This is a genomic window from Blautia sp. CAG:257 (genome assembly GCF_000433815.1).
GTDB classification, from domain to species: domain Bacteria; phylum Bacillota; class Clostridia; order Lachnospirales; family Lachnospiraceae; genus Blautia_A; species Blautia_A caecimuris.
In genome coordinates this window covers 1-16,747 of sequence record NZ_HF998984.1, presented here as the reverse complement: position 1 = coordinate 16,747, position 16,747 = coordinate 1, and the positions used below count along the sequence as shown (strand labels likewise).

Genomic DNA, 16,747 nt, shown 5'->3' with positions numbered 1-16,747 from the left:
AAGGACCAGAAGTAACCAGTTATATTTTTATTTGCAGATAGAGGAGGAGAGCCTATGAATATCAGTAAATTTACACAGAAATCCATACAGGCTGTTCAGGATCTGGAAAAGGTTGCCTATGAATACGGCAATCAGGAAGTGGAGCAGGAGCATCTTCTGTATGCTCTTCTCAGTCAGGAGGACAGCCTGATTCTCAAGCTTATTGATAAGATGGAGATCAATAAGGAATATTTTGTTAATACAGTAAAAAAAGCCCTGGATGCCAGGGTAAAGGTAAGCGGCGGAGATCTCAGGTTCGGACAGTACCTGAATAAATCTCTTGTCAGCGCAGAAGACGAAGCAAGAGCTATGGGAGACGAGTACGTTTCTGTAGAGCATCTGTTTCTGTCTCTTCTGAAGCAGCCGAGCCCCAGCATGAAGAAGATTTTTGATGAATTTGGAATCACCAGAGAACGCTTCCTTCAGGCGCTTTCCACAGTAAGGGGAAATCAGAGGGTAGTCAGCGACAACCCGGAAGCAACCTATGATACTCTTAATAAATATGGAGAGGATCTGGTGGAAAAAGCCCGCAACCAGAAGCTGGACCCGGTAATTGGCCGTGATGCGGAGATTCGCAACATTGTCAGGATTCTTTCCCGTAAGACAAAGAACAATCCGGTTCTGATCGGTGAGCCGGGCGTCGGTAAAACAGCAGCCATTGAAGGACTGGCTCAGAGAATCGTTGCCGGAGACGTTCCTGAAGGACTGAAAAACAAAAAGATTTTTGCTCTGGACATGGGCGCGCTTGTAGCAGGAGCCAAGTACAGAGGCGAGTTTGAGGAACGTCTGAAGGCAGTTCTGGAGGAAGTGAAAAAAAGCGAGGGAAACATTATTCTCTTTATTGACGAGCTTCATCTGATCGTCGGAGCAGGAAAAACAGACGGCGCCATGGATGCGGGAAATATGTTGAAGCCAATGCTTGCAAGAGGGGAACTTCACTGTATCGGAGCAACCACCCTGGACGAGTATCGTCAGTATATTGAAAAGGATGCTGCTCTGGAACGTCGTTTCCAGCCGGTTATGGTTGATGAGCCTACTGTGGAGGATACCATTTCCATTCTTCGTGGACTGAAGGAGCGTTATGAGGTATTTCACGGAGTAAAGATCACAGACAGTGCTCTTGTGGCGGCAGCAACACTTTCGCACAGATATATTACAGACCGTTTTCTTCCGGACAAGGCCATTGACCTTGTGGATGAGGCCTGCGCGCTGATCAAGACGGAGCTGGATTCCATGCCTACCGAGCTTGACGAGCAGAGACGTAAGATCATGCAGATGGAGATTGAAGAGTCTGCCCTTAAAAAAGAAACAGATAATTTAAGTAAGGAGCGTCTTGCAGACCTTCAGAAGGAGCTTGCTGATCTTCGGGATGAATTTAATACTCAGAAGGCTCAGTGGGACAATGAAAAGCATTCTGTAGAAAAGCTTCAGAAGCTTCGTGAGCAGATCGAGGATGTGAATAAGCAGATACAGAAGGCAAAGCAGAGCTATGACCTGGAAAAGGCTGCAGAGCTTCAGTATGGAGAGCTTCCAAGACTTCAGCAGCAGCTTGAGATCGAGGAACGCAATACAAAGGAAAGTGACAACCGACTGGTGCATGAGGCTGTGACAGATGATGAGATCGCAAAGATCATTTCCAGATGGACAGGAATCCCTGTTACCCGTCTGACTGAGGGCGAGAGGACAAAACTTCTGAGTCTTGAAGATGAGCTTCATAAACGGGTGATTGGCCAGGATGAGGGTGTGCGCCTTGTGACAGATGCCATTCTGCGGTCAAAGGCCGGAATCAAGGATCCAACCAAGCCTATTGGTTCTTTTCTGTTCCTGGGACCTACCGGCGTAGGTAAAACGGAGCTGGCAAAAACACTGGCAGCAACGCTTTTTGATGATGAACAGAATATGGTCCGCATTGACATGAGTGAATATATGGAGAAATATTCTGTATCCCGTCTGATCGGAGCGCCTCCGGGATATGTGGGCTATGAGGAAGGCGGTCAGCTGACAGAGGCTGTCAGAAGAAAGCCGTACAGCGTTGTGCTGTTTGATGAGATTGAAAAGGCTCATCCGGACGTGTTTAATGTACTTCTTCAGGTGTTGGATGACGGACGTATCACGGATTCTCAGGGAAGGACTGTGGATTTCAAGAACACCATTCTGATCATGACATCCAATATAGGTTCACCCTATCTTCTGGACGGCATTGATGAAAAGGGAGATATAAAACAGGAAGCTCAGGATATGGTCATGAATGATTTGAGAGGTCATTTCCGACCGGAGTTCCTGAATCGTCTGGATGAAATAATTTTGTTCAAACCCTTGACAAAAAATAATATTGGTAACATAGTAGACCTGATGGTGGCAGAGCTTGACAGGCGTCTGTCTGACCAGGAGCTTTCCCTGACTCTGACAGAGGCGGCAAAAGCGCAGGTTGTGGAAAACGGTTACGATCCTGTGTATGGAGCCCGTCCTCTGAAGCGTTATCTTCAGAATTATGTGGAAACACTTGCTGCGAAAAAGATTCTTTCCGGCGATGTTCATGCAGGAGATACGCTGGAATTGGATGTAAGGGACGGCCAGTTTATTATCAATGTAAAGGACGGAAACAGATGATACCCAAGGACCCGGTAATTTTACTGAGTTATGTGAACACGCAGCTTCGGGATTATTATGATTCCCTGGAAGCGCTCTGTACCTGCAGAGGTCTGAAAAAACAGGAACTGGTAGAAAAACTCAGAACCATTGATTATGAGTATGACGAAAATACAAACCAGTTTATATGATGGAGAGCCGGAGAAGATTTCCTGATAAAGGAGATTTTTCTCCGGCTTTTCTTTTTGAAAAATATTCACATTGTTCAGAGAATTAAAAAATAAATTCTACGTTATAAGATGAAATTACTGTTTTACATTTCTCTTAAAAATACTGAAAAACATTTGCTGCGCTAATGATTATTTTGTGAAAAAAGTGTGTTTAAACGGTGAAATAAGTATAAAGTGCACAAAAACAGCTTGCCTTTTTTGTGCAAATGAGTATTATATATAATTAGCCGACTAATTATATATAATGAATACGAGGTGATATTGTGGAAGATACGCAGACGCAGGAAAAAACAGGCTTTCAGCATTTGTTTATGCAGCTGAACAGAGCCTATGCTGCAAAATGCTTCAGCCAGATGACTGCTCTTGGCATACATCCGGGTCAGATTCCCATTTTGCTTCTTCTGGCAAAGCGTGTGGAAATGAGCCAGAGGGAGATTGCGGAGGAACTGTGTGTAAAGCCCCCGACAGTGAATGTCATGGTACAGCGTATGGAAAAGGCAGGTCTGATCGGCCGGAGACATGATGAAAAGGATCAGAGGATTACAAGGATTTTTCTTACGGATCAGGGCTATGAAATGAAGAAGAAGGTGGCAGAACAGATAGAGCTGAATGAACGTTATGCTTTTATGGGATTCAGTGATGCTGAGAAATGTCTGTTCCGACGTTTTATGGAACAGATCATTACAAACATTTCGTGTATTCCGGAGAAAAAAACAGAGAATCTACAGGAAAAGGAGAGGCTGACAAGTGATTAAATTAATGAAATATCTGAAAAAATCAGCCGGATATGTGGCGTTGATCATTGCCCTTTTGTTTTTGCAGGCATATTGTGATCTGTCCCTTCCGGACTACACATCAAAAATTGTCAACATAGGCATCCAGCAAAAGGGAATTGAGGATGGCGTTCCGGAAAAAATAAGAAAGACCTCCATGGACGGTCTGGAGCTTTTTATGAGCCAGGAGGATATTTCCCAGCTGGAAACTGCCTATACGGAAGACGGAGAGCTTTATGTTCTGAAAGATATTGACAAGGATACAAGAGCTTCCCTCAACGAAATACTTGGAAAACCCATGCTGATGCTGGGCGGACTGACTATGGAAAATGAAGCATCCGGGGAAATGCTGGCACAGATGGGAATACCGGAAGGAGCAGATCCGGTGGAGGCTGTTGCACAGATGCCGGAGGATGCGAGAGCGCAGATGACAGAGAGCATGGGCGAAAAATTCCGGGACATGCCGGATTCCATGATAACCCAGGCGGCTGTTTCCTATGTACAGGCCGAGTATGAGGCTCTTGGCGAGGATATTGATGAACTTCAGATGAAATACATCGGAGAAGCGGGACTGAAAATGATCCTGATGGCGCTTCTTATTATGGCTGCTTCGATTTCTGTAGTTTTCCTTTCGGCAAAGGTGGCTGCAAGTCTGGGCCATGACATCAGAGGAGATATTTACAGGAAGGTAATCGGATTTTCCAGCAATGAGTACAACAAATTTTCCACGGCATCTCTGATCACCAGAAGCACCAATGATGTGCAGCAGGTACAGATGACTATGGCAATGATGTTCCGTATTGTTCTGTATGCTCCGATCATTGGAATCGGAGGAGTGCTTCGTGTGCTGGAAACAGATTCTTCCATGACATGGATCCTTGGTGTGGGCGTTGTGCTGATTCTTGTTATCATCGGACTTCTGTTTTCCATTGCAATGCCCAGATTTACAAAGCTTCAGACACTGATCGACAGGCTGAATCTTGTTACAAGAGAAATACTGACCGGTATTCCTGTGATCCGTGCCTTCAGCAGAGAGAAACATGAAGAAGACAGATTTGAAGATGCAAATAAGGTACTGACAAAAACAAACCTGTTTGTAAACCGCTGTATGACTTTTATGATGCCTTCCATGATGCTGATCATGAACGGGATTTCAGTTCTGATCGTATACAATGGTTCCTATGCAGTGGATGCGGGAAACATGCAGGTTGGCGATATGATGGCGTTTATTCAGTATGCTATGCAGATCATTATGGCCTTCCTGATGATCACTGCCATGTCCATTATGCTTCCGAGAGCAAATGTTGCAGCAATGCGAATTGTGGAAATCCTGGAAACAGAAAACAGTCTGAAGGAGCCGGAAGCGCCGGTTCATCCGTCAGAGGAAATAAAAGGAACAGTAGAGTTTGACCATGTGTCCTTTGCCTATCCGGATGCCGGAGAAAATGTTCTTACTGACATCAGCTTTAAAGCGGAAAAAGGCCAGACACTGGCAGTGATCGGAAGTACCGGAAGCGGAAAGAGCTCTCTCATCAATCTGATCCCCAGATTTTATGATGTGATACAGGGGTGCGTAAAGGTTGACGGAGTGGATGTAAGAAGCATGTCCCAGAAAGAGCTTCGTGACCGCCTTGGATATGTTCCGCAGAAGGGAGTCCTTTTTTCCGGAACCATTGATTCCAACATCCGTTATGGAAAAACAGATATTTCAGAGGAACAGGTAAAGAAGGCTGCCATGGTTGCCCAGGCGCAGGATTTTATTGAAGAGAAGCCTCACGGATATGAGTCTCCGGTAGCCCAGGGAGGAACCAATGTTTCCGGTGGACAGAAGCAGAGACTTTCCATTGCAAGGGCAGTGGCAAAGGATCCGGAGATCTTTATTTTTGACGACAGCTTTTCTGCTCTGGATTTTAAAACAGACAAGGCGCTTCGGAAAGCTTTAAAGGAGCATACAAAAAATGCAACGACCATTATCGTTGCCCAGCGTATCAGTACGATTCTGAACGCAGATCAGATTCTTGTGCTGGATGACGGAAAGATGGCGGGACTGGGAACTCACAGAGAACTGATGAAAAACTGTGAGGTTTATCGTCAGATCGCCATGTCACAGTTATCAGAGGAGGAACTGGCAAATGAGTGAAAATAGAAGAGGGCCTATGGGCCATGGACATGGAAGAGGAATGCATGGAGGAGAAAAGGCCAAGGACTTTAAAGGTTCCATGGCAAAGCTGTTCCGGTACATGGGACGGTATAAGTTCCGGTTTATCCTGATGTTTGTTTTTGCCGTTGCAGGTACGGTGTTTAATATATGGGGACCAAAGATTCTGGGAAAGGCTACCACAGAGCTGTTTTCCGGGCTGGTAGCCAAGGTAAACGGAACCGGAGGAATCAATTTTGAAAAGATCGCAATGATCCTTCTGGGCGTTATGATCCTTTATCTGGCAAGCTCCTGCTTTTCCTTTATACAGGGCTTTGTGATGACAGGAATTTCAAATGATGTTACCTATAATCTGAGGAAAGATATTTCCAAAAAGATCAACCGCCTTCCGCTGAATTATTTTGAGAGCAGAACAAACGGAGAGATTCTTTCCAGAGTGACCAATGATGTGGACACCTTACAGATGAGTCTGAACCAGAGTATGACACAGCTGATCACCTCAGTTACTACCATTATCGGCGTACTGTTTATGATGCTGTCCATTAATGTCTGGATGACGCTGGCAGCGCTTCTGATCCTGCCGGTTTCCATGGTGATCATTAATTTTGTCATGAAACATTCTCAGAAATATTTCCGCGACCAGCAGAATTATCTTGGAAAGGTCAACGGACAGATCGAGGAAAACTACGGCGGACATAATGTAGTCAAGGTATTTAACAAAGAGCAGGATGTTGTTGCTGAATTTGAAAAGGACAACAAAAAGCTTTATGAATCTGCATGGAAATCACAGTTTTTCTCCGGAATGATGATGCCGGTCATGCAGTTTGTAGGAAACCTGGGATATGTAATGGTTGCTTTCCTGGGAGGAATCTTTACTATTAAGGGAAGTATTGAGGTAGGTGATATCCAGTCCTTTTTCCAGTATATCCGAAACTTTACGAATCCTATCCAGCAGATCGCGCAGGTGGTAAATCTTCTTCAGTCCTCAGCAGCAGCTTCTGAGCGTGTATTTGAGTTTCTGGAGGAGCCGGAGGAACAGCAGACTGCAGAGAATCCTGTTCCTGTAAAAAATCTTACAGGGGATGTGCAGTTTGAGCATGTTTCCTTTGGATATAATCCGGACAAGATCATTATTCATGATTTTTCTGCAGATATCACAGATGGACAGAAGATTGCTATTGTAGGGCCTACAGGCGCCGGAAAAACAACCATGGTGAAGCTTCTTATGCGCTTTTATGACGTAAACAGCGGAGAGATCATGGTTGACGGACACAATATCAAAGATTTTAACAGAAGCGAGCTTCGTGAAATGTTTGGAATGGTACTTCAGGACACCTGGCTGTTTTCCGGAACCATTATGGAAAATATTCGGTACGGACGGCTGGATGCCACAGACGAAGAGGTGATCGCTGCCGCAAAAGCAGCCCATATCCATAATTTTATCATGCAGCAGCCCGGTGGCTATCAGATGGTTCTTGATGAGGAAACCAGCAATATTTCTCAGGGACAGAAGCAGCTTCTTACGATTGCAAGAGCGATTCTGGCAGACAATAAAATTCTGATCCTGGATGAGGCAACCTCTTCTGTAGACACAAGAACAGAAATGAGGATACAGAAGGCCATGAATAACCTGATGAAAGGCAGAACCAGCTTTGTGATCGCACATCGCCTTTCCACCATCAAGGATGCGGATCTGATCCTTGTAATGAAGGACGGAGATATCATCGAGCAGGGAAATCACAAGGAACTTCTGGAAAAGGGCGGCTTTTATGCAGAACTGTATAACAGTCAGTTTGAGCAGAAGGCTCAGTGCTCCTGAGGGGATAAAATTCTGACTGCTGCTGACAGCCGGAACAGATTTCGAACAGGGCGGCAAAAGGTACAGACAGCAGCACAATAACCCAGGGCAGTGGAATGACTGAGGAATAAATCCTTGTCAGCCACTGCTCTTTTAGATATAATGAAAAAATACAGAAAATTCTTTATTGCTGTGAAAGACAATAATTCTTTCAGGCAGGTATGGATTACAGCAGTTTACGCAAAATATATTATAATATCAGCAGCTGTTCACAGGGCAAATTGCTGTGAATAGAGCGAACAGTAACGAATATACCGTAAACAGAAGGAATGAGTTTCGTACATCAGAGCTGTATAGAGAAGCCAGCCGGAAGATGAAGGGAGGAACAGAAATGATCGTAACAACAACTGCAAATGTAGACGGAAAGAAAATCATAGAGTATAAAGGAATTGTTTTTGGTGAGGTAGTCAGCGGAGTAAATGTGCTGAAGGATTTTACAGCAGGAATGAGAAACTTTTTTGGCGGAAGATCAGCAAGCTATGAGGACGAGCTGATGCATGCAAGGGAAGAGGCTCTGAGAGAAATGGAAGAAAGGGCAGCACAGAGGGGCGCAAATGCCGTAGTAGGTGTGGATGTGGACTATGAGGTTCTCGGATCTGACAATGGAATGCTTATGGTGACAGTCAGCGGAACTGCTGTTGTGGTAGCCTGAGCGTATGCAGACAGAAAAATCCGGACAGGAATATCTGGAACAGGTGCTTGCATGTCTTGAAAAAAGGATGGAAGAAGTAAACGCTTCCATTGAGGCCGGCGTCAGAGAAATCGAGGACATGCATGAATACTACTGGGAAAATTATACAGAAATGGACCAGTACGGATATGAGGAATTTGACAACAGACAGGCTCTTCTGGCCCAGGTAAATGCCAATCAGGAACAGCTTCTTCTGCGGAAAAGATTCCGTAATATGCAGGATTCACCGTTTTTCGGCAGAGTGGATTTTATTTACCAGGGAGATGAGGAGCCGGAGCAGTTTTACATTGGAATCGGAAATCTGGCGGAAAGAGCCGGAAGCCGTCCTCTTGTAAATGACTGGCGGGCTCCTGTCAGCGGTCTTTTTTATGATTATGACAAAGGACCGGCTTCCTACGAAGCGCCTCAGGGAGTTTTTGAAGGGGAAATAAGCTCCAAATGGCAGTATAAGATTTGCCGTGGAAAGCTTGTTTATGAATTTGAAAGCGATATTAAAATTGATGATGATATCCTGAAAGCAGAGCTTGGAGGAAGCGGAGAGGTTCAGCTTAAAAACATCATCCGTACCATTCAGAAAGAGCAGAATGCCATTATCCGCAATACGGAGGACAGGATCATGGTGATCCAGGGAACTGCAGGAAGCGGAAAAACTTCGGTAGCTCTTCACCGGATCGCTTATCTTCTTTACCATGACCGCAAAAACCTGAAATCCTCCAATATTCTGATCCTTTCTCCAAACAGCGTGTTTGCAGACTATATCTCACATATTCTGCCGGAGCTGGGAGAAGAAAATATCCGTGAAATGAGTTTTGATCTTTTTGCTTACAGAGAGCTGCAGGATGTGGCAGCAGACTGTGAGGACAAGTATGATCAGATTGAAAGAGCAGTAAAAAATCCCGATACCTGGAAACAGTACAGAGAAAAACAGTCTCCGGAATATGTTTCACGGCTGCAGGGATTTATGATGAGCCTTGAAGATGAACTTATGAATTTCCGGGATGTGGAGTATAAAGGCTGCTCCATCAGGGAATCCGAAATCATCCGGCTGTTTTATTTCCGGTTTCAGGATATTCCTCTGTTATCCAGAATGGAAGCTGTGGCAGAATATTTTATCGATCAGGTGGAAACACTGAGGGACAGAGATCTTTCAGAGGAAGAGAAGGCTGAGGTAACAGAAAAGTTTCTGGGAATGTACGGCACAAGAGACTTTTATGTTCTTTACAGCCGCTTTCTGGACAGAGAGGGCTTTCGTGCTCTGCCCAGGCGTCCTCTGGAAAAACGAAGACTGAAGTATGAGGATGTTTACCCTGTTTTATATCTGAAATATCATTTGACCCGGTGCAGGGAGCATCGGGATATCCGTCACCTTGTTGTAGATGAAATGCAGGATTATTCCTGGATCCAGTATCTGATCCTGAAGAAGCTTTTTCCATGCAGAATGACCATACTGGGCGACAAAGCCCAGACAATGGAAGAGAAGCAGCAGGATGTTATGAAGTTTCTGCCCGGAATTTTCGGCAGAAATATCAGAAAAATCTATATGAACAGAAGCTACAGGAATACAGTGGAGATCGCAGAGTATGCAAACCGGCTTGCGGGGATTACCGGTATGGAACTGTTTGAGCGGCATGGAGAGCCTGTACGGGAAGAAACATTTGAAAGTACAGAAAAGGCTTTAAATGAAGTTCTTAAAATCTGGCTCAGAGACAGGGATCGCCTGGAGACAGGGGCAGTGATCTTTATGACAGAAAAGGAAGCGGAAGCTGCAGGGGCTTATCTGAAGCAGAAGCTGGAAACGGAAGCGCCGGAGCAGAGAGATACGATTTCTTATATTGACCGGAACAGCGGAAAGTTTTGTAAGGGCCTGACAGTCACTACGTTTTATCTTGCAAAAGGTCTGGAATTTGACAGAGTATACGGTGTGTTTATGGATTCAGACAAAAGCCCGCTGAAAATTCAGGCAGAATATATTACGGCAACCAGAGCGCTTCATGAACTGTTTATGTATACAGTCAGAGGCTGAAAAGCCGGACTTCAACTAAGGATATGACAGAAATTTATACTTTTTTCATAGGAATTTCACATCATGCCGGGGAAAATTTATTGACATGTATGTAATAAAATTGTAAAATGTGAAACAAAGAGTTTGAGTAGAATTCAGAATTTTTTTAGGAGGATATTATGAAGAACAAAAAATTACTTGCTGTTTTAGCGGTTACAATATCAGCATCTGTCTTTATGGCAGGCTGCGGCTTCGGCGAGGACGAGCCGGAAGCTCAGAAGGTTGTCAGCGTAACACCGGCGCCGGAGGTGACAAAGGCTCCAACAGCGACACCTACCATTGCCCCCAATGTACAGGATACCACTTATACCTCCGCAGATAAATCTGTTTCCATTAATCTTCCGGATGCTACCTGGGCAAACAAAACTGACGAGGCAGATACCATCAGCTTTGAGTCTCCGGACAATGGCAATATCCTTATTCTTCACGGCCAGGGAGAAGAGACAATGGCTGCCACTGTAATTCCAAGCACACAGGATATGGCTGTTTCTCTGGATCAGGCAGACGGAGATAAGGTTCAGGGAACTGATTTTGAAATCCAGGATTACAAGGCTGAGGATGTAAACGGAATCGGCGTTTACAGCTATGTGACAAAAATGCTGAATACAGAAAAGAACGATGGAGCTCTTTATGTGGTTCATAAAGTATTTGCAAATGCCAGCGAATATTATTCTATTGAAGCTTCTGTAAAAAAAGAGGAAGCTCTGGCATCTGTAAAGAGCGCTGTTGATTCCTTTAAGATTCTTGGAAATTCCTCACTGAAAGAGGCGGCTCCGGGAACAGCAGCACCGGCCGGAAATGCAGAGAATAAAGATGCGGCAGGCGCAGACGCTGCAGGAAACGATGCTGCGGCAAATACAGGAAACACTGCTGATACAGGCGCAGCAGATACAGGGAATACAGATGCGGGAACTGCTGATACAGGCGCTGATTCCCAGGACAGCGGAGAGTCTTCTTCTGAAGGAACAACAAATTCTGCAGGCTTTACAGAAGAACAGCTTTCCAATACAGATGAAACAAGAACTATTTACAGAAACTCTGACGGTGAGCCGCTGGTAATCCAGCCGGACGGAAACGGAAACTGGGTTGATTTTGACGGAAATACCTACAGCTTTGCAAATGACCAGGATGTGTATACAGAGGACGGCACAAGCTATTACTGGCATGGCGAGGCTGCTGACGTATACTATATGCCGGTTCAGTAAATAAGAAACAGAGGCGATCATAGAGCGGAATATTTAAGGCAGGTGAGCGATCATCTGCCTTTTCCTCTCATGGGGAGAATTTGTTCCAGATAAGGGTCGTCCGGGTGTATCATTACATAAAAAGGAGAAGTACAGTGGAAGCGTACGGAAAATTTGCACAGGTGTATGACCTGTTTATGGACAATATTGATTATGAAAGCTGGGCGGCTTATGTGGAAAAGCATCTGAAAGCCCGGGGAATCGAGGACGGACTGGTTCTGGAGCTGGGCTGCGGCACAGGTACCATGACGGGATTGCTTGCACAAAAGGGATATGATATGATTGGTGTGGACAATTCTGAGGAAATGCTTGCCGAGGCAATGAAGAAAAAAATGGAGACAGGGCAGGACATTCTGTACCTTCTTCAGGATATGCAGGAATTTGAACTGTATGGAACTGTACGGGCGATCATCAGTGTGTGCGACAGCCTGAATTACATTACAGACAGGAAGGAGCTGCTTCAGGTATTCAGACTGGTAAATAATTATCTGGATCCGGGTGGTATTTTTCTGTTTGATATGAATACCGTTCACAAATACCGGGATATTCTGGGAGAGACAACCATAGCAGAAAATCGGGATGAAGGAAGCTTTATCTGGGAAAACAGCTATGATCCGGAAAACGGCATGAATATTTATGAGCTGGCAGTTTTTTTGCCGAGAGAAGACGGGCTTTATGAAAAATGTGAGGAGCTTCACTGCCAGAAAGCATATGAGCAGTCAGAAATAGAGGCTCTGATCGCTGAGGCAGGGATGGAGCTTGTGGCTGTTTATGACGCCTATACTATGAATCCGGCATCCAAAGACAGTGAAAGACTGTTTTTTGTGGCAAAGGAAAAAGGCAAGCATACAGCCTGAAGGCAAAATATAGAAAATTATTTTTATAAGACAAAATTTAAGAGACACAGATTCAGGAGGAATAAAATGAGTGATTATATTGTAAGAGCAACGGCGGCAAACAGCCAGGTGCGCGCCTTTGCGGCAGTGACAAGGGAAACAGTGGAGACAGCCAGGAAGGCTCATAATACCAGCCCTGTGGCGACGGCAGCTCTTGGAAGACTGCTTACTGCAGGGGCTATGATGGGCGTGATGATGAAGGGCGATAAGGATATTTTGACTCTTCAGATTCAGGCCAGCGGCCCTCTGGAAGGAATTACTGTAACTGCGGATTCTCAGGGAAGAGTAAAAGGCTACGTGGGAAATCCTGAGGTGATCATTCCTGCCAATGATAAAGGTAAACTGGATGTTGCCGGCGCAGTGGGAATCGGCCTTCTTAATGTAATTAAGGATATGGGGCTGAAGGAACCTTATTCCGGACAGGTAGTCCTTCAGACCAGTGAGATTGCAGAAGACCTTACGTATTATTTTGCAGTCAGCGAGCAGGTTCCTTCTGCAGTAGGGCTTGGGGTTCTGATGAATAAGGACAATACTGTGCAGCAGGCAGGAGGATTTATTATTCAGGTTATGCCTTTTGCAGAAGAGGAAACTATTGCAAAACTGGAAGAAAATGTACAGAAGATCCAGTCTGTAACTACTCTTCTGGAGCAGGGACATACTGCAGAAAGTCTCCTGGAGGCAGTGCTGGACGGATTTGACATTGAATTTACAGATAAGGTTCCAACAGAATTTTACTGCAACTGCAGCAAAGAGCGTGTGGAAAAGGCGCTGATCAGTATTGGCAGAAAGGATCTGAATGAAATGATCCAGGAAGGAAAGGAAGTAGAGCTGAACTGCCATTTCTGCAATACAAATTATGTATTCAGTGTAGAAGAGCTGAAAGAAATTCTCAGAAAGTGCAGATAGAAGGTCTGTCAGGCTGCTAAGAGATGCCTGGTGTCCGCTGTATGCGGACAGGAAAGGGGAAATTATGAAAGACGGATTTATCAAGGTCAGTGCAGGAACACCTGATGTACGGGTAGCGGACTGTGAATATAATGCCGGAGAGATTATCTGTATGGCCCATGAGATGGCAGAAAAGGGAGCGATGGTCATGGTGTTCCCGGAGCTGTGCATCACTGGCTATACATGCGGGGATCTTTTTTGGCAGGAAACACTTCTGAAAGAAGCAAAGTCTCAGCTTCTTCGTATTGCAGCTGAGACAGAGGATATAAACGGACTTATTTTTGTGGGGCTGCCGCTGGAATACCAGGGAAAGCTTTATAATTCTGCGGCAGCGCTGAACCGTGGAAAAATTGCAGGCTTTGTGCCAAAGGTAAATATTCCCAATTACAATGAATTTTATGAGGGACGTTATTTTATCTCAGGAAAAGATGTGGACGGGAAGATTACGATTAAACGGGAAGATTACTGCGGCGCATATGCAGAAAAGGATCCTGAAATTGAGATACGGTTTTTCGGAGAAGAGGAGCTGCAGGATGTGGATGCCCGGAAAAATACTGAGGATGGGCTTGATTTTGAAGAGGATGATTTCCTGGATGAGCTTGACATGGATGATGCGGACTATATAGACGAAGATGATCTGGAGGATGACCCGGAAGAATATGAAGTGCCTGTTTCTCCGAACCTTATATTTACCTGTCCGGAGTTTCCGGAGCTTAAGGTTGCGGCAGAAATTTGCGAAGACCTGTGGGTGGCAGCTCCGCCAAGCAATTTACATGCATATCGTGGAGCAAATATGATCGTAAATCTTTCTGCCAGTGATGAGCTGGCAGGAAAGGATACTTACCGGAGAAATCTGGTAAGCAGTCAGTCAGCCAGACTGGTGTGCGGATATATCTATGCTTCTGCCGGACCGGGAGAGTCCACTCAGGATGTGGTTTACGGAGGCCATGATCTGATCGCAGAAAACGGAACCATTCTTGCAGAAAGCAGACGCTTTGAAAACGGAGCTGTTTATGGAATTATGGATATCCATAAACTGAATAATGAACGCAGGAGAATGACTACCTGTGGATTTGCTTCAGACAGAGAAAGAGAAGGCTTCAGAGAGGCGCTGTTTTATCTGGAAAAAACAGAGACAAAGCTGGAACAGAAATTTGACTCCAGACCTTTTGTGCCTTCTTCTGAAACAGAAAGAGCCCGCCGCTGCGAGGAAATCCTGAACATTCAGGCAACAGGTCTGAAAAAACGTCTGGATCATATTCACTGCCAGAATGTTGTGATAGGACTTTCCGGAGGTCTGGATTCCACACTTGCCCTTCTTGTAACAGTCAGGGCTTTTGATATGCTGGGACTTTCAAGAGAAAAAATCACAGCAGTGACTATGCCGTGCTTTGGAACTACAGACAGAACCTATTCCAATGCCTGTGAATTGAGCCGCTGTCTTGGTGCGGAGCTTCGAGAGGTAAATATCAGAGAGGCAGTCAGTCTTCATTTCAGGGATATCGGTCATGATCCGGACAAACATGATGTAACCTATGAAAACGGACAGGCAAGAGAGAGAACCCAGATTCTTATGGATATTGCAAATCAGTCAGGAGGAATCGTGATCGGAACAGGAGATCTGTCAGAACTGGCTCTCGGCTGGGCGACCTACAACGGGGATCATATGTCCATGTACGGGGTGAACAGCTCTGTACCCAAAACTCTTGTGCGCCATCTTGTAAAATACTGTGCAGATACCTGCGAGGATAAGAAATTGTCAGGTATCCTTCTTGATATTCTGGATACTCCGGTAAGTCCGGAGCTTCTTCCGCCGGAAGACGGAGTGATCGCCCAGAAAACAGAAGATCTTGTAGGCCCCTATGAGCTTCATGACTTTTTCCTTTATCATATGCTGCGCTGGACCTGTCCGCCTGAAAAAATCTTCCGTATGGCCAGGGTGGCTTTTGAGGGAGAATATGATGCAGAAACGATTCTGAAATGGCTGAAGATATTTTACAGACGATTCTTTACCCAGCAGTTTAAGCGTTCCTGTCTGCCGGATGGACCGAAGGTAGGAAGTGTGGCTGTTTCTCCAAGGGGAGATCTTCGTATGCCGAGCGATGCCTGTGGAACATTGTGGCTCAGGCAGCTGGACAGAATAAAGATCTGAACCGGAGAAGAAAAGCCGGGGAAAAGACAGGAAAGAAATCGTCCACAGAAACGATTCTGAAGATTATATCAGTTAAAAAACAAAAGAGCTTTCAATTTTGATTTATACAGAATGAATGCCCGTTATCGAAGGAAAAACGATAATGGGCATTTTTGTCTGTTTTATTTTTTTAACTCAGCTTTGCTGACAGCCTCGTCAATGGCTTTGATCAGCATAAGAGAGGTGTATTTCTGATCGCTGGAATACTTCAGTTCATCCAGAGACTGACCGCTGTAAATCTGGCTTGATAATTCTTCAAGGGTTGGTTCTACAAGCGGAAACATGGCGGCAGTACTTTCGCTGAGATTTTCCAGATGGATGGAACGGATTTTCTGTGCATCGACAGTAACTTCCACGTCAAAGCTGTTTCCGTTAAGTTCAATGGAAGAACGGTAGATGCCGGGAGTATAAACGGAAGCCGGATCCGTGGACACGGATTTAGCTTTGCCGGGATCAAACATAAAAAACATCAGAACTCCCAGAACGATCAGAAACAGGAGGAAGATTCCTGTATAAATGATCTCTTTCATATGTAAAACAACGATTTTGGTTTTGGAACTCATAGAGTGCGCCTCCTGGTCAGAATATGTACGTGCTGCACGGGGTGTCGGTGAATGGAAAATACCGAATATAAAAAGCTTCTGATTAATCATATGAAGTGCCGGGAGATTTTATGACGGAACAGAGAAACTTCCCGGCAGCCTGGTTAAAAGGCATTTCAAATGATCTTCGGCAATGACAGGTTCACCTGTTATCGTAGGATTTTGGCAAAACAAGACAATAGAATTCAAAGAATATGACCGGTAAACAGCTATATCGACAAAAGTATTTTAAAGTGCAAAAAACAGTTGACAGAGGCGAAAGAAAGTGGTAAATTAATCTGGCTGTCACAAAGAAATGATTCTTTTGAAGAAACAACTTAAAAAATTTTGAAAAAAGTCAAAAAACTTGTTGACAATCCTTTCTGAGTGTGGTAAAGTAAACAAGCTGTCAACGAGAGAGCGAATTACTTAAAAGAACATCGAAAAAGTTCGAAAAAACTTGAAAAAAGTTCTTGACAAACAAAAAAAG

General features: G+C 44.8%; 12 protein-coding genes. 11 read left to right on the top strand and 1 reads right to left on the bottom strand.

The window, feature by feature from the left end; genetic code table 11:
• The first annotated feature begins 54 nt into the window (after nt 1-54).
• The 11 genes from clpB (at nt 55) to QVP40_RS00735 (ending at nt 15,637) form a co-directional block, all read left to right on the top strand.
• Nucleotides 55-2,649, top strand: a complete 2,595-nt coding sequence (clpB, locus tag QVP40_RS00785) for an ATP-dependent chaperone ClpB (protein ID WP_022066610.1) — start codon at nt 55-57, stop codon at nt 2,647-2,649.
• Nucleotides 2,646-2,819: a DUF4250 domain-containing protein gene (locus QVP40_RS00780; RefSeq protein ID WP_022066609.1), complete on the top strand. Its 174-nt coding sequence runs from the start codon at nt 2,646-2,648 to the stop codon at nt 2,817-2,819. Before clpB ends, QVP40_RS00780 begins: the two co-directional genes overlap by 4 nt.
• Before the next feature lie 302 nt (nt 2,820-3,121).
• Nucleotides 3,122-3,613 (top strand): MarR family winged helix-turn-helix transcriptional regulator, encoded by a 492-nt coding sequence (locus QVP40_RS00775; RefSeq protein WP_022066608.1) that lies wholly within the window; start codon nt 3,122-3,124, stop codon nt 3,611-3,613.
• Nucleotides 3,606-5,771, top strand: coding sequence for an ABC transporter ATP-binding protein (locus QVP40_RS00770; RefSeq protein ID WP_022066607.1), 2,166 nt, complete (start codon nt 3,606-3,608; stop codon nt 5,769-5,771). Before QVP40_RS00775 ends, QVP40_RS00770 begins: the two co-directional genes overlap by 8 nt.
• On the top strand, nt 5,764-7,608 hold the full coding sequence (locus QVP40_RS00765) for an ABC transporter ATP-binding protein (RefSeq protein WP_022066606.1): 1,845 nt from the start codon (nt 5,764-5,766) through the stop codon (nt 7,606-7,608). Before QVP40_RS00770 ends, QVP40_RS00765 begins: the two co-directional genes overlap by 8 nt.
• A 370-nt stretch (nt 7,609-7,978) precedes the next feature.
• Nucleotides 7,979-8,299 (top strand): putative heavy metal-binding protein, encoded by a 321-nt coding sequence (locus QVP40_RS00760; RefSeq protein WP_022066605.1) that lies wholly within the window; start codon nt 7,979-7,981, stop codon nt 8,297-8,299.
• A gap of 4 nt (nt 8,300-8,303) precedes the next feature.
• A complete protein-coding gene (locus QVP40_RS00755) occupies nt 8,304-10,361 on the top strand; it encodes a HelD family protein (protein ID WP_022066604.1) in 2,058 nt (685 codons plus the stop codon).
• Between the two features lie 158 nt (nt 10,362-10,519).
• Nucleotides 10,520-11,605, top strand: coding sequence for a hypothetical protein (locus tag QVP40_RS00750; protein ID WP_022066603.1), 1,086 nt, complete (start codon nt 10,520-10,522; stop codon nt 11,603-11,605).
• A 134-nt stretch (nt 11,606-11,739) separates the two neighbouring features.
• Nucleotides 11,740-12,501 (top strand): class I SAM-dependent DNA methyltransferase, encoded by a 762-nt coding sequence (locus QVP40_RS00745; RefSeq protein ID WP_022066602.1) that lies wholly within the window; start codon nt 11,740-11,742, stop codon nt 12,499-12,501.
• A gap of 66 nt (nt 12,502-12,567) precedes the next feature.
• Nucleotides 12,568-13,446: an Hsp33 family molecular chaperone HslO gene (gene hslO, locus QVP40_RS00740; RefSeq protein ID WP_022066601.1), complete on the top strand. Its 879-nt coding sequence runs from the start codon at nt 12,568-12,570 to the stop codon at nt 13,444-13,446.
• Nucleotides 13,447-13,510: 64 nt separating this feature from the next.
• Nucleotides 13,511-15,637 carry an NAD(+) synthase gene (locus QVP40_RS00735; RefSeq protein ID WP_022066600.1) on the top strand — a complete coding sequence of 709 codons (2,127 nt, stop codon included), beginning with the start codon at nt 13,511-13,513 and terminating at the stop codon, nt 15,635-15,637.
• Between the two features lie 161 nt (nt 15,638-15,798).
• Here the strand turns inward: QVP40_RS00735 and QVP40_RS00730 are convergent, their stop codons facing one another.
• Nucleotides 15,799-16,239 carry a hypothetical protein gene (locus QVP40_RS00730; protein ID WP_022066599.1) on the bottom strand — a complete coding sequence of 147 codons (441 nt, stop codon included), beginning with the start codon at nt 16,237-16,239 and terminating at the stop codon, nt 15,799-15,801.
• Nucleotides 16,240-16,747 lie beyond the last annotated feature (508 nt).

Excerpts from the sequence above, each read along its gene's own strand:
- QVP40_RS00750 (WP_022066603.1), top strand. The coding sequence starts at position 10,520 with ATGAAGAACAAAAAATTACTTGCTGTTTTAGCGGTTACAATATCAGCA.
- QVP40_RS00755 (WP_022066604.1), top strand. The coding sequence starts at position 8,304 with ATGCAGACAGAAAAATCCGGACAGGAATATCTGGAACAGGTGCTTGCA.
- QVP40_RS00780 (WP_022066609.1), top strand. The coding sequence starts at position 2,646 with ATGATACCCAAGGACCCGGTAATTTTACTGAGTTATGTGAACACGCAG.
- QVP40_RS00735 (WP_022066600.1), top strand. The coding sequence starts at position 13,511 with ATGAAAGACGGATTTATCAAGGTCAGTGCAGGAACACCTGATGTACGG.
- clpB (WP_022066610.1), top strand. The coding sequence starts at position 55 with ATGAATATCAGTAAATTTACACAGAAATCCATACAGGCTGTTCAGGAT.
- QVP40_RS00765 (WP_022066606.1), top strand. The coding sequence starts at position 5,764 with ATGAGTGAAAATAGAAGAGGGCCTATGGGCCATGGACATGGAAGAGGA.
- hslO (WP_022066601.1), top strand. The coding sequence starts at position 12,568 with ATGAGTGATTATATTGTAAGAGCAACGGCGGCAAACAGCCAGGTGCGC.
- QVP40_RS00730 (WP_022066599.1), bottom strand. The coding sequence starts at position 16,239 with ATGAGTTCCAAAACCAAAATCGTTGTTTTACATATGAAAGAGATCATT.
- QVP40_RS00760 (WP_022066605.1), top strand. The coding sequence starts at position 7,979 with ATGATCGTAACAACAACTGCAAATGTAGACGGAAAGAAAATCATAGAG.